Below are 13,695 nucleotides of genomic sequence, written 5' to 3' on the forward strand. Positions count from 1 at the left end.
CCGGAACGACCCATACTGAAAGGGTATGATTAGCGTCGCACAGTATTGCGGGGTTTTTTAACGCGCATTATCAGTATCATTTGCAGGGTGTAACGCGCAACCCTATACCGGGAGGGGGTTTGACTGAATTTTTACTCAAAAACCGTCTTTTATTTCAGTTATGATAAATAACTCTTTGTTATGAAAAACTTTTCACTACTCCTAAATCCAATATTTACCATTAGAAATTATTACGCATAATTTGTTCATTTGCGCATTTTTTAATCATGAAAAATGCCATCCCGACCAATCTTTACCGAAATTTCGTCTGCCTTTCGTGATGAATGCAGTGAATAATACACAGCACCAACCATTATCAGGCTAATAATCGAGTAGTGCATTTTCATAGACTTGCATCAGCCTGCATTTTTACGCCGATAGTAAGCGTAATCGAACTGCCACATTCCATAACTTGCTGTTATGAAGCGCCTTTCTTTCCGCTCCACCTTTTTGCGTTCTTTCGCGCGCCAGCACATTTATTTTGCTCGCTTTTTGCACAATTCATTTAATGCGTGATCTATCGCGCAAATAGTAAACAAAGCTGGCAAAGGCCCTACAATTAACGTTCTTGTGACATATTATTAACATCTTACAAGGAGAGCAATCGCCATGAGCCAAATACATAAACACGATATTCCCGCCAATATTGCGGAACGTTGCCTGATAAATCCGGAGCAGTATGAGGCCAAATACCAGCAATCGGTAACTGACCCTGACACATTCTGGGGCGAACAAGGCAAAATCCTCGACTGGATCAAGCCTTACAAGAAAGTGAAAAACACCTCCTTCGCGCCAGGCAATATTTCCATTAAATGGTATGAAGACGGCACGCTGAACCTGGCGGCCAACTGCCTCGACCGCCACCTCGCCGAACGCGGCGATCAAACGGCCATTATCTGGGAAGGTGATGACGCAAGCCAAAGCAAACTCATCACCTACCGTGAACTGCACCGCGATGTCTGCCGCTTCGCCAATGTGCTGGTGTCGCTCGGTATTAAGAAAGGTGATGTCGTCGCCATCTATATGCCGATGGTGCCGGAAGCCGCGGTGGCGATGCTCGCCTGTGCGCGTATTGGCGCGGTGCATTCGGTCATTTTCGGTGGCTTCTCGCCGGAAGCGGTCGCCGGGCGCATTATTGACTCCAGCTCGCGGCTGGTGATCACCGCCGATGAAGGTGTGCGTGCCGGGCGCAATATCCCGCTGAAGAAAAACGTCGATGACGCGCTGAAAAACCCGAACGTCAGCAGCGTCGAGCATGTCGTGGTGTTCAAACGCACCGGCGGCAAAATCGACTGGCACGAAGGGCGCGATCTGTGGTGGCACGAGCTGACCGACAAGGCCAGCGACCAGCACCAGCCTGTTGAAGTGGGCGCAGAAGATCCGCTGTTTATCCTTTATACCTCCGGCTCCACCGGGAAACCGAAAGGCGTGCTGCATACCACCGGCGGTTACCTGGTCTATGCCGCGTCGACCTTTAAATATGTCTTTGATTACCACCAGGGCGATGTCTACTGGTGTACTGCCGACGTCGGTTGGGTCACCGGGCACAGCTATCTGCTGTACGGGCCGCTGGCCTGCGGCGCCATCACGCTGATGTTTGAAGGCGTGCCGAACTGGCCGACCCCGGCGCGCATGAGCCAGGTGGTGGACAAACATAACGTGAATATCCTCTATACCGCGCCAACCGCCATTCGCGCGCTGATGGCAGAAGGGGATAAAGCGATTGACGGCACCAGCCGTGCTTCGCTGCGGATCCTCGGTTCCGTAGGCGAGCCGATTAACCCGGAAGCCTGGGAGTGGTACTGGTCAAAAATCGGCAACGGTAAATGCCCGGTCATGGACACCTGGTGGCAGACGGAAACCGGCGGCTTTATGATCACCCCGCTGCCGGGTGCTACCCAGTTGAAAGCCGGTTCCGCCACGCGTCCGTTCTTCGGCGTGCAGCCTGCGCTGGTGGATAACGAAGGTAACGCGCTTGATGGCGCGACCGAGGGCAACCTGGTGATCACCGACTCCTGGCCGGGCCAGGCGCGTACGCTGTTTGGCGATCATGATCGCTTTGAGCAGACCTATTTCTCCACCTTCAAAAACATGTACTTCAGCGGCGACGGCGCGCGTCGTGACGAAGATGGCTACTACTGGATCACCGGTCGCGTGGATGACGTGCTGAACGTCTCCGGCCACCGTCTGGGGACGGCTGAAATCGAATCGGCGCTGGTGTCGCACCCGAAAATCGCCGAAGCGGCTGTGGTGGGCATTCCGCACAACATTAAAGGCCAGGCCATTTACGCTTACGTCACGCTCAACCACGGTGAAGAACCGTCACCGGAACTGTACACCGAAGTGCGAAATTGGGTGCGTAAAGAGATTGGCCCGCTGGCGACGCCGGACGTGCTGCACTGGACAGACTCACTGCCGAAAACCCGCTCCGGCAAAATCATGCGCCGTATTCTGCGCAAAATCGCCGCTGGCGATACCAGCAATCTCGGCGATACCTCAACGCTCGCCGATCCTGGCGTAGTGGAAAAACTGCTCGAAGAGAAGCAGGCCATTACCATGCCATCGTAATAATCGTAAAACCCTGCCGGATAGTGGCGCGAAAGCGTGTTATCCGGCGGCAAACGCAACCATAACGCTCTCCTTCCAAGGAGAGGAAACAACCACTTCACCCTACAATTCCTAATGGATTTCGTGTTGCAGGAAAGCGGCAAACGCGCATATCCCAGGCGCAACGATAACGATGTGACTGGGGCGGGCGCGTGCGGCCAACTGACCGGCAGCGCGCAAGACAACGGGGAGACCTCTGGAGAATTCTGTGATGAATAACATTTATCAACAGATAGAAAACAGTGCGCATTTCAGGGAGTTAGTTGAAAGACGGCAACGGTTTGCCTTTATGCTTTCCATCATCATGCTGATTATCTACGTCGGCTTTATTTTGCTTATCGCGTTTGCCCCGCACTGGCTCGGTACGCCATTGCATGAAGGCACCAATGTCACGCGCGGCATTCCGATTGGTATTGGTGTGATTGTGATTTCGTTTGTGCTGACCGGCGTGTACGTCTGGCGAGCAAACGGCGAGTTTGATCGTCTGACAAAAGCGGTTCTGAGCGAGGTAAAAGCATCATGAAGAGAGTCCTGACGGCGCTGGCCGCCACACTTCCTTTTACGGCTCACGCCGCCGATGCCATCACCGGCGAGGTACAACGCCAGCCGACCAACTGGCAGGCGATCATTATGTTCGTCATTTTCGTCGCACTGACGTTGTACATCACCTACTGGGCGTCCAAACGGGTGCGTTCGCGCAGCGATTACTACACCGCGGGTGGCAATATCACCGGTTTTCAGAACGGGCTGGCGATTGCCGGCGACTTTATGTCTGCAGCCTCGTTCCTGGGGATTTCCGCGCTGGTGTACACCTCCGGCTACGACGGCCTGATCTACTCGCTCGGCTTCCTGGTTGGCTGGCCGATCATTCTGTTCTTAATCGCCGAGCGCTTGCGCAACCTGGGGCGTTATACCTTTGCCGATGTGGCCTCTTATCGCCTGAAACAAGGCCCCATCCGCACCCTTTCCGCCTGCGGTTCGCTGGTGGTTGTCGCGCTGTATTTGATTGCGCAGATGGTTGGTGCAGGCAAATTGATTGAGCTGCTGTTTGGCCTGAATTACCATGTCGCCGTGGTACTGGTTGGCGTGCTGATGGTGCTGTATGTGCTGTTCGGAGGCATGCTCGCCACCACCTGGGTACAGATCATCAAAGCGGTGCTGCTGCTGTTCGGCGCAAGTTTTATGGCCTTTATGGTTATGAAACACGTTGGTTTCAGCTTCAATAACCTGTTCACGGAAGCGATGGCGGTCCACCCGAAAGGCGCGGCTATTATGAGCCCAGGCGGGCTGGTGAAAGACCCGATCTCCGCCCTGTCGCTCGGGCTTGGGTTGATGTTCGGCACCGCCGGTTTACCGCATATCCTGATGCGTTTCTTCACCGTCAGCGATGCGCGTGAAGCGCGCAAAAGCGTGTTCTACGCCACCGGGTTTATGGGTTATTTCTACATTCTGACCTTTATCATCGGTTTCGGCGCCATCATGCTGGTGGGCGCAAACCCGGCGTTTAAAGACGCGGCGGGCGCGCTGATTGGCGGCAACAATATGGCGGCGGTGCATCTGGCTGATGCGGTCGGCGGCAACCTATTCTTAGGCTTTATCTCCGCCGTGGCGTTCGCCACCATTCTGGCGGTGGTTGCCGGGTTAACGCTGGCGGGTGCCTCTGCGGTTTCCCACGATCTCTACGCCAACGTGATCCGCAAAGGCGCGACCGAACGCCAGGAACTGAAAGTGTCGAAAATCACCGTGCTGATCCTGGGGGTTGTCGCCATTCTGCTTGGCATTCTGTTCGAAAAACAGAACATCGCCTTTATGGTCGGACTGGCGTTCTCCATTGCCGCCAGCTGTAACTTCCCGATCATTCTGCTCTCGATGTACTGGTCGAAGCTGACCACGCGCGGTGCGATGATCGGCGGCTGGCTGGGTCTGTTGACGGCGGTTGTCCTGATGGTTCTCGGCCCGACAATTTGGGTGCAGATCCTCGGTCACGCCGCACCGGTGTTCCCGTATGAGTACCCGGCGTTGTTCTCTATCGCCGTGGCGTTTATCGGCATCTGGCTCTTCTCCGCTACCGATAACACCGAAGCCGGCAAACTGGAGCGCGAGCAGTTCCGTGCGCAGTTTATCCGTTCGCAAACCGGGATCGGTATCGAACAGGGCCGCGCTCATTAATCTTTTTACCCCGGTCAGTAATGGCCGGGGATCACACTTTCCCGCCTTTTCTCTACCCCTCTTCTGCCAGCGCGCTACAGTACCCTCAGCTTATTGAAACAATGTTTTTAATACATCAGCACGTTAATTCATTTATGATTTAAGAGGGTGTGATGAAAAAATATGCTTTAGTGGGAACCGGCGGGCGCGCCGGGTTATATATTTCCGCCATCGGCGGGCAGTGGAAAGAGAATGCCCGTATGGTGGCGTTTTGCGACAGCAACCAGACGCGCATGGATTACGCAAATCAGCTGTTACAAAACGAAGATGCGCAGCCCGTTTCCACGTGGAAAGCGGCGCAATTTGAAGCGATGATCCGCGAAACCCGGCCAGACATTGTTATCGTCACCACCATGGACAGAACCCATGACGACTACATTGTGCGGGCGTTACACGCAGGCTGCGATGTGATCACCGAAAAACCCATGACCATCGACGAACAGCGCGCGCTGCGCATTCTCGATGCCATTGAACAGACCGGCAAAACCGTGCGCGTGGCGTTTAATTACCGCTATGCGCCGCACCACAGTAAAGTGCGCGAATTGCTGATGAACAACACCATCGGCGACGTTTATTCGGTGCATTTCGAATGGCTGCTGAACACCGAACACGGTGCCGATTATTTCCGCCGCTGGCACCGGGAAAAGCGCAACAGCGGCGGCCTGCTGGTGCATAAATCGACCCACCATTTTGATCTGATGAACTTCTGGCTCAACAGCTACCCGCAGCGGGTGTATGCCGAAGGCGGGCTGCGTTTTTATGGCAAAGAGAACGCCGAAAAACGCGGCGTCACGCAGTTTTATCCGCGCACGCACGGCTATGCCGCCGCTCACGATGATCCTTTTGCGCTGCACATGGTCGACAACCCGCAGTTAAAAGCGCTTTATCTCGACGCGGAACATGAAGATAACTACTGGCGCGACCAGAGCGTGTTCAGCGACGGCATCACCATTGAAGACACGCTTTCAGTGCTGGTGAAATACCAGAACCAGTGCCAGTTGAGTTATTCACTCAATACCTACTTGCCGTGGGAAGGGCTAAACGTGGTGTTTAACGGCAGCCAGGGGCGGCTGGAGATGAAAATCGTCGAGAAATCCTACGTCAACGCCGGCGGCGAGCGCGCCAATGAAGGCAGCCTTGAATCCTGCGACATTACCGTGTTTCCGATGTTTGCCGAACCGTGGAAAGCCGACTTCACCCTTGGCGAAGGTGGCCACGGCGGCGGCGATAACGCCATGCTGGCGGATTTGTTTGGCACACCGGGCAATGACCCGCTGAAACGCGCCGCCGATCACCGCGCAGGCGCGATGTCGATTCTGACCGGCATTGCTGGCAACATTTCCATCCAGCAGCAACGCCCGGTTAACTTTAACGAGTTCGAACTGGTTGCAAGGCTGAAAAAGCACTGACCTTGCGGCTCCCCGTTGCAAGGCGGGGAGCTAAAACATCACGCGGGCGATCAAGGGCGCTGCCAGCACCATCAACACGCCAGAAAGCATCATCACCAGGCTTGCAACCACGCCCTCCTGCTGACCCAGCTCATAAGAACGCGCCGTGCCCGCGCCGTGCGAGGCCGCGCCAAAACCCGCGCCTTTCGCCACGCCTTCGCGAATCGATAAGCGCAGAAACAGCACATCGCCAACCGCCATGCCAAACACGCCGGTGACCACCACAAACAGCGCCACCAGATCCGGCTGACCACCAATCGGCCCGGCGGCCGCCAGTGCAAAGGGCGTGGTGATTGAACGCACCGCGAGGCTGCGCTGGATCTCATCCGGCAGTGTAAACAGGCGCGCCAGCCAAACCGAACTGGTTACCGCCACCACCGAAGCAGTAATTACGCCCGCAGAAAGCGACATCCAGTGGCGGCGAATAATCGCCAGGTTGTCATACACCGGCACGGCGAAGGCGATGGTCGCGGGCCCCAACAGCCACATCAGCCAGTGGGATTCCCCGATGTAGTCCTGCCAGGAGATATGACCGAACACCAGCATTAACACTAACAGCAATGGTGTGAATACCAGCGGCATCAGCGGCAATTTTCGAAAACGGCGGTAGAGCCGTTTATTGAGGAAATAACACACCAGCGTCATCGCCAGGCACAGCAGGCTTAAGACGAAATCACTCATTTTTCAGCCTGCTGAGTTCGAAGCGGTAGACTTTATCCACCACCCAGGCGGTGGCACCGAGCACCAACAGCGTGCTCAAACCGATCACCATAAAAATGCGCCAGCCTTCCACCATCAACAGTTGCGCGTAATTGACCACGGCGACCACCGCAGGCACAAAGAACAGCAGCATTTCCGCCAGCAGCCAATGCGCCCCGGCGCGCACCCAATTGAGCGGGATCACCCGGCAAAGTATTAACCCCAGCAGCAGTATCATGCCCACCAGATTGGCGGGAAGCGGCAAATGCAGCCATTGCACCAGGTATTGCGCAAAGATAAACAGCCCGGCATAAAGCACCACCTGAACCGGAACCTGCAAGCGACGCACAAGGGCAGGCGTAACACGGCTTAACGCCACGTCCATAACGATTTTCCATCAAATAAGCAGGCGGCCAGTATAGAGAGCCCCAGTGCACTACTGAAATGAATTAAACTCATCGCATACATAGTTCTAAGGAATAATTATGGACATCAGAACGCTGCGCTATTTTGTGGAGGTGGTACGCCAGCAAAGTTTCACCCGCGCGGCGGAGCGCCTGTTTGTGACGCAACCGACAATCAGCAAAATGCTGAAAAACCTTGAAGATGAGCTGAACTGCACGCTGCTTATCCGCGACGGGCGCAAGCTGTTACTCACCGATACCGGCCGCGTGGTGTATGAGCGCGGCATCGCCATCCTCGCGGAGTTTCGCCAGTTAGAAACCGAACTTGGCGACATCAACCACCTGAACAAAGGGGTTTTGCGCCTCGGTATTCCGCCGATGGTCGGTATGTTGATGGCCGGGCCAATCAACCTCTTCAGCCAGCGCTACCCCGGCGTGGAGCTGAAAATTGCCGAATTCGGCGGTCTGACCGTACAGCAAGCCGTGAGCAATGGCGAACTGGATGTGGCGATGACCGCGCTACCGGTTGAAGAAGAGAGTGGCCTGGCTACCCTGCCGCTGTTCAGCCATGCGATGTGCGTGCTGGTGCCGCGCTCCGGCAATTGGCTTGAGCGCGACGTCGTGACGCCGGAGGAACTCGCTGAACATCCGCTGCTGATCTACAACGAAGATTTCGCCTTAAGCCGCCAGCTCATGCTGCTCTTTCAACAGCATGGCGTGAAGCCGCGTATCGCCGTGCGCAGCGGTCAGTGGGATTTTCTCGCCGCCATGGTGCAAGCGGGCGTAGGTATTGCCATTCTGCCGGAGCCGGTCTGCCAGCGGCTGGATAAAACTACGCTGCGCTGGCTCCCGCTGCAGAGCGACCTGCGCTGGGAGTTAGGAATGATTTGGCGCGAAGGCGTTTACCTTTCGCGCAGTGCGCAGGCATGGCTGCAATGTTGTAAAGGGTTCTGGCTGGATGAGAAAAGCGAGTAGCGGGGTTAACTGACCGGGCAGCGCATAAACGGCTGCCCGGCGCAGGGTTTACTTATGCTCTAACAGCAGCGCTTCCAGCAGGTCGAGATCGTGCAGCAATTTTTGCAGCGTCTCGTTGCTGATCTGCCGGGTTGCGCGCAGATGGTAAAGCTCGGCGCGCTCTGAGCGCAGTGCCGCCAGGCGGAAGCGACGTTCCAGATTCTCTTCCTGCAGGGAACTCTCAACGTTATTGCGTCCGTCTGCACGGCGGCGCAGGTTACCAATTACCCGCGAACTCACTTCCGTGAGTAACTGGTTATCGATGTTCTCTTCGGTGTCTGCCGCCAGGCGCTCTTCCATCTTTTGAATCGCTACAATCGCCACGTCCGCCGTTGCCGCGCGCGCCATCCGTTCCTCTTTGTACTGCTGCGCGTGGTCGCGCACTTCAACATGCTGCAACAGCGCAGGCAGCGCGATTACGCCAACAAACAGCGAGAACAGAATCACCCCGGCGGCAAGGAACACCAGCTCATAGCGCGCCGGAAAGACATCGCCGCTCGGCAACAACAGCGGAATGGAGAGCACACCGGCAAGCGTTATCGCCCCGCGCACCCCGGCAAAGGTGGCGATCAGCAGCTCGCGGTCGCTCCACGAGGCGAACTCCATCGGTTTTTTCACCAGGAAGCGCTGGCTGAATCTCTTCATCGTCCACAGCCAGCCAAAACGCACCAGCATCAGCGCGGCGTAAATCAGCACAATATCGGTAAACAACATCCAGGTTTCGACATTTGGATCGGCTTCTGCCGCCACCAGCGAAGACTCAAGAATGCCCGGCAACTGCAAACCTAACAGCAAGAACACCATGCCGTTAAAGACGAACTCCAGCATCGCCCAGGTGCTGTTGGCGCGCAGACGCATCGCCAGCGGCGCGGTGCGCATCACGCCGGAACGGGTGATGGTCATCCCCGCCGCGACTGCCGCGAGGATGCCGGAAAAGCCGATATGTTCCGCAATCAGATAGGAGGCAAACGGCAGCAGAAACAGCAGCACGATTTGCGTTGCCGGTTCATCGCCGCCCCAGCGGCTGAGGAAACGCAGCGAGCGGCCATACAGCCAGCTCACTACAAACCCGGCCAGCAGACCACCAATCGCCACTTTGAAAAACTCGAGCGTTGCGCCGCCGACGGTGAACACCATGGTGCCCATCACGACCGCCACGGCGAATTTCAGCGACACCAGGCCCGAAGCGTCGTTCATCAGCGCCTCGCCCTGCAAAATGCCCATGATTTTCTTCGGAATGCGCCCTTCCCCGACAATGCCGGAAAGCGCTACGGCATCGGTTGGCGACAGCACGGCCGCCAGCGCAAAGGCGGGCACCAGCGGAATGCCCGGCACCATCCAGTAAATTAAGAAGCCGATCCCGACCACGGTGACCACCACCAGCGCCAGCGCCAGGCCAAAGATTTCGCGGCCATGCTCGAGAAATTCGCGCGTGGGTGTTTTCCAGCCGTCGGCGAACAGCAGCGGCGGAATAAACAACACCAGGAACAGTTCCGGGTCGAACTCCACATGCAGGCCAAAGGTGGGAAAGGCGAGCAACGCGCCGATGGCGATTTGCATTAGCGGAAGCGGGATTTGAAATGGAAGAACACGAGTCACGACGCCAGAAAGCGAGACGACAAGGGTCATGATGAGAATGGTAAAAAATATTTCCATGCGTTCCCTGTTTGCGATGTGTTGTTATAAAGGCCTCAGACCTTGATGCCAGAGCCTTCAGCTTAACGCAAAGAAACCGGGCTGTGGGCAAAAAAATGGGCAACCGAAGTTGCCCATTATGTAAAGGTTTACGCTCAATGCCCTCTGCCCACAGGAAGAGGAAACGCGGTGTCAGATTGCCCAGCCGCCCGCATAGAAAGCCACCAGCGCGATGGCAATCACCACGGTACCGATGTTCAGCTTGCGCCACTCACCGGATACCACGCGGCCAATCACCAGCGATGCAAAACCGATCATGATGCCGGTGACGATGTTGCAGGTCAGCACGATAAACACGGCAGTAATCAGGCCCGCCATCGCGTCGACGAAGTCGGCAAAATCGATTTTCGCCACGTTGCTCAGCATCAGCAGACCCACGTACATCAGCGCCGGTGCCGTTGCGTAAGCCGGCACCAGGTAAGAGAGCGGAGAGAGGAACAGGATCAGCAGGAACAACACGCCTACGGTGATCGCCGTCAGACCGGTTTTCCCGCCTGCCGCCGTACCCGCCGCAGATTCGATATACACCGCTGCCGGTGCCGCGCCCACCAAGCCAGAGAAGACGCTGCTAAGGGAATCGGTGGTCAGCGCTTTGCCGCCATCGATAATCTGGCCGTCTTTACCCAGCAAGTTTGCCTGGCCCGCTACCGCACGGATGGTGCCAGTGGCGTCAAATACCGCCGTCATCACCAACGCCAGCACGCTTGGCAACACCACCGGGTTCAGCGCGCCGACGATATCCAGGCTGCCGATCAGCGAGTTGCCTTTGTCATCGCTCAGCGATGGCATGGCGAAGATGCCAGAAAAATGCACGCTCGGGTCGAAAATCAGGCCGACAATCGACACGCCGATAATGGTCAGCAGAATGCCGCCCGGCACTTTCAGTTTTTCCAGACCGATAATCACCGCCAGACCAATCAGCGACATGATCACCGGGAAGCTGGCAAAGTGACCGAGAGTCACCGGCAGGCCATCCAGCGGGTTCTTGATAACCAGACCCACGCCATTCGCGGCGATCAGCAGCAGAAACAGGCCGATACCAATACCGGTACCGTGCGCAACGCCCTGCGGCAGGTTGCGCAGGATCCAGCTACGAATGCCGGTGGCAGAGATAACCGTAAACAGCACACCCATCAGGAACACCGCGCCGAGCGCGACCGGTACGCTGATATGCTGACCCAGCACCAGGCTGAACGCAGTAAAGGCGGTCAGAGAGATAGCACAACCGATAGCCAGCGGCAGATTCGCCCACAGGCCCATCACGATGGAGCCAACACCGGCTACCAGGCAGGTGGCGACAAACACCGCAGCCGGCGGGAAACCGGCTTTACCCAGCATGCCAGGTACGACGATGACCGAATAGACCATCGCCAGAAACGTGGTTAAACCGGCAACGATTTCCTGACGAACCGTGCTGCCACGGGCAGAAATTTTAAACAGTGCGTCAAGCGAACCGCCGGTACGCGCAGAAGGCGTAGACATAGAAACATCCCCTGAGAATTTTATTGTGCGTTGGCATGCGTGGTGGACAGTCCACTGCCGGTTAAACGTCATCTCCCTGTGCTGCGTTGTGACAAGGGGCCACAAAAAAGCAAACGTTTAACTCCGCGCATACAACGGTTGGTCAAAAAAAGGCAAACGATTATCCAGCGTTTATATGGCGCTTTTCAACTGAACTTTGCCGCTTTTCGCTAAATTTCGCGCGAAGCGGCGAAGAAGTGGCCGGCGGATGCGCAAACGTTATCGTCGGTGCGCAACTTTGCAACATTTGCCGATCATTTTTAGCTACCAGGCAGATCAAATGGCCCACCCTGCACAATGGCGCGCTGCCATGCCGGACGCATCTCGACCCGTTTTTTCCACGCACGTAAATTGGGCAAATTCTCCACGCCGCCGCGAGCCAGCAGCGCGAACACCGGAAAACTCATCTGAATATCGGCCATGCTCAGTTGGTCTCCGGCAAACCAGCTTTTCTGCGCCAGTTCGCCCTCGATAAAGCGCGCATGGTTTTCAATTTGCTGTTTCAGGAACGCTTTATCGACACCCTTCGCGAGGAGTTTGCCAACACTGCGTATCCCAAACGGCACCGGAGGTTTGCCCAGGCTGCTCATCACCAGTTTCATTAATAGCACGGGCATGAGCGAACCTTCGGCGTAGTGCAGCCAGAAGCGGTAATCCAGCTTCTGTTTTGTCTCCTGCGGTTTAAAGCGCTGCTGTGGATCGTACGTTTCCTGCAAATATTCGAGGATTGCCCCGGATTCGGCGAGGATCAGCCCTTTATCTTCCACTACCGGTGACTTGCCGAGCGGGTGCACTTTTTTCAGGGATTCCGGTGCCAGCATCGTTTTTTCTCGCTGGTAACGGACAATTTGATACGGCACGCCCAATTCTTCTAAAGCCCAGAGCACGCGCTGGGAGCGCGACTGATTAAGGTGATGCACCGTAAGCATGTTTTTCTCCAAAGAATTCATACACATTAACTATAGAAAACCTACCCTTGCAGCGGTGAAAAAAAAGACAAAAATAATTGCTCAAAAAAGTAGCAGTTTCACGATACTGGCCTACACTAAAAGTGTCAGCACAACCCGGAACCTCCAACATACTGAGGGGTGCTGGTGTCGGGGGAAACCCTCCCGTAACAGAGCGGGATAGAGAGAAAGACAAAGACCGGAAAACGACTAAAGCGCCCCAACGGGCGCTTTAGTTTTTTGTACGTTTCAATCGTCTTCCAGCAAGCGCGCGCCGGTGCCCTGTTGCCCAAGTTGGTCGCCGGGGTTACGCAGCGGACAATCGCTGCGCGACAAACAGCCGCAGCCGATACAACCATCCAGCTCATCACGTAATGCCACCAGCGTGTGGATGCGCCTGTCCAGTTCTTCGCGCCACTGTGACGACAACTGTTTCCACTCTTTCTTGCTTAGCGTATGCCCTTCCGGCAGCACACCAAACGCGTCGCCAATGGTCGCCAGCGGAATACCAATGCGCTGGGCAATCTTGATGATCGCCACATAGCGCAGCACATCACGCGTATAGCGCCGTTGATTGCCGGTATTACGGGTACTTTTGATTAAGCCTTTGCTCTCATAAAAGTGCAGCGCAGAGACGGCCACCCCGCTGCGCTTCGCCACTTCACCGGGGCTGAGTAAGGCTTTAATACGTGGCGTTTTCTTTTCCATAAAACCTCTTTACCTCAAGTTAACTTGAGGAATTATACTCGCTCCCAGACAAAACGACGAATCGGGAAATGAGGAAGCCATATGTCCCATCAGCAAATTATTCAGACACTTATTGAATGGATTGATGAACATATCGACCAACCAATGAACATTGATGTAGTCGCCAGAAAGTCAGGTTATTCGAAGTGGTATTTACAGAGGATGTTCCGCACCGTGATGCATCAAACGCTGGGTGACTATATTCGCCAGCGCCGTTTACTGCTGGCAGCGGAAGCGCTGCGAACGACGCAGCGGCCTATTTTTGATATCGCGATGGATTTGGGATATGTCTCGCAGCAGACATTTTCACGCGTCTTTCGCCGGGAGTTTGATCGCACACCCAGCGATTACCGGCACCAGGCCTGA

The 13,695-nt window shown here is 55.7% G+C and carries 12 protein-coding genes; 6 read left to right on the plus strand and 6 right to left on the minus strand.

The annotated features are described in order from the left end of the window. Window positions 1-648: 648 nt before the first annotated feature. The 4 genes from acs to ACFX4U_RS17105 all read left to right on the plus strand — a co-directional run bounded on the left by acs (window position 649) and on the right by ACFX4U_RS17105 (window position 6,263). Window positions 649-2,607, plus strand: coding sequence for an acetate--CoA ligase (gene acs, locus ACFX4U_RS17090; RefSeq protein ID WP_313507908.1), 1,959 nt, complete (start codon window positions 649-651; stop codon window positions 2,605-2,607). Between the two features lie 247 nt (window positions 2,608-2,854). Further along, window positions 2,855-3,169, plus strand: a complete 315-nt coding sequence (locus ACFX4U_RS17095) for a DUF485 domain-containing protein (RefSeq protein ID WP_025263759.1) — start codon at window positions 2,855-2,857, stop codon at window positions 3,167-3,169. Next, entirely contained in the window at window positions 3,166-4,815 is a 1,650-nt protein-coding gene (gene actP / locus ACFX4U_RS17100; protein ID WP_313507909.1) for a cation/acetate symporter ActP, read from the plus strand. The genes ACFX4U_RS17095 and actP overlap by 4 nt, the downstream gene beginning before the upstream one ends. A gap of 152 nt (window positions 4,816-4,967) precedes the next feature. Further along, a complete protein-coding gene (locus ACFX4U_RS17105; RefSeq protein ID WP_313507910.1) occupies window positions 4,968-6,263 on the plus strand; it encodes a Gfo/Idh/MocA family oxidoreductase in 1,296 nt (431 codons plus the stop codon). A gap of 30 nt (window positions 6,264-6,293) precedes the next feature. On the opposite strand, the gene ACFX4U_RS17110 is transcribed toward ACFX4U_RS17105, so the two are convergent. Both ACFX4U_RS17110 and ACFX4U_RS17115 read right to left on the minus strand, forming a co-directional pair. Then, a complete protein-coding gene (locus tag ACFX4U_RS17110) occupies window positions 6,294-6,983 on the minus strand; it encodes an LrgB family protein (protein WP_175273904.1) in 690 nt (229 codons plus the stop codon). Continuing rightward, window positions 6,976-7,386: a CidA/LrgA family protein gene (locus ACFX4U_RS17115; RefSeq protein WP_313507912.1), complete on the minus strand. Its 411-nt coding sequence runs from the start codon at window positions 7,384-7,386 to the stop codon at window positions 6,976-6,978. Before ACFX4U_RS17115 ends, ACFX4U_RS17110 begins: the two co-directional genes overlap by 8 nt. A gap of 100 nt (window positions 7,387-7,486) precedes the next feature. On the opposite strand from ACFX4U_RS17115, the gene ACFX4U_RS17120 reads away from it, so the two are divergent. Then, window positions 7,487-8,380 carry a LysR family transcriptional regulator gene (locus ACFX4U_RS17120; protein WP_313507914.1) on the plus strand — a complete coding sequence of 298 codons (894 nt, stop codon included), beginning with the start codon at window positions 7,487-7,489 and terminating at the stop codon, window positions 8,378-8,380. Window positions 8,381-8,428: 48 nt separating this feature from the next. Here ACFX4U_RS17120 and ACFX4U_RS17125 read toward each other — a convergent pair whose 3' ends face one another. The 4 genes from ACFX4U_RS17125 to soxR all read right to left on the minus strand — a co-directional run bounded on the left by ACFX4U_RS17125 (window position 8,429) and on the right by soxR (window position 13,290). Continuing rightward, the gene (locus ACFX4U_RS17125) at window positions 8,429-10,075 is read right to left on the minus strand and encodes a Na+/H+ antiporter (protein WP_045511816.1); all 1,647 of its coding nucleotides are present in this window, start codon (window positions 10,073-10,075) and stop codon (window positions 8,429-8,431) included. A 171-nt stretch (window positions 10,076-10,246) separates the two neighbouring features. Next, window positions 10,247-11,596 (minus strand): guanine/hypoxanthine transporter GhxP, encoded by a 1,350-nt coding sequence (ghxP, locus tag ACFX4U_RS17130; RefSeq protein ID WP_086873947.1) that lies wholly within the window; start codon window positions 11,594-11,596, stop codon window positions 10,247-10,249. A 299-nt stretch (window positions 11,597-11,895) separates the two neighbouring features. Continuing rightward, window positions 11,896-12,564 carry a glutathione S-transferase gene (locus ACFX4U_RS17135; RefSeq protein ID WP_313507918.1) on the minus strand — a complete coding sequence of 223 codons (669 nt, stop codon included), beginning with the start codon at window positions 12,562-12,564 and terminating at the stop codon, window positions 11,896-11,898. A 267-nt stretch (window positions 12,565-12,831) separates the two neighbouring features. Beyond that, complete coding sequence (soxR, locus tag ACFX4U_RS17140) at window positions 12,832-13,290, minus strand: redox-sensitive transcriptional activator SoxR (RefSeq protein ID WP_017459479.1); 459 nt, start codon at window positions 13,288-13,290, stop codon at window positions 12,832-12,834. 81 nt (window positions 13,291-13,371) lie between these two features. On the opposite strand from soxR, the gene soxS reads away from it, so the two are divergent. Next, window positions 13,372-13,695, plus strand: a complete 324-nt coding sequence (gene soxS / locus ACFX4U_RS17145; RefSeq protein WP_017459478.1) for a superoxide response transcriptional regulator SoxS — start codon at window positions 13,372-13,374, stop codon at window positions 13,693-13,695.

This window comes from Kosakonia sp. YIM B13588, from assembly GCF_042788165.1.
Taxonomy (GTDB): Bacteria; Pseudomonadota; Gammaproteobacteria; order Enterobacterales; family Enterobacteriaceae; genus Kosakonia; species Kosakonia sacchari.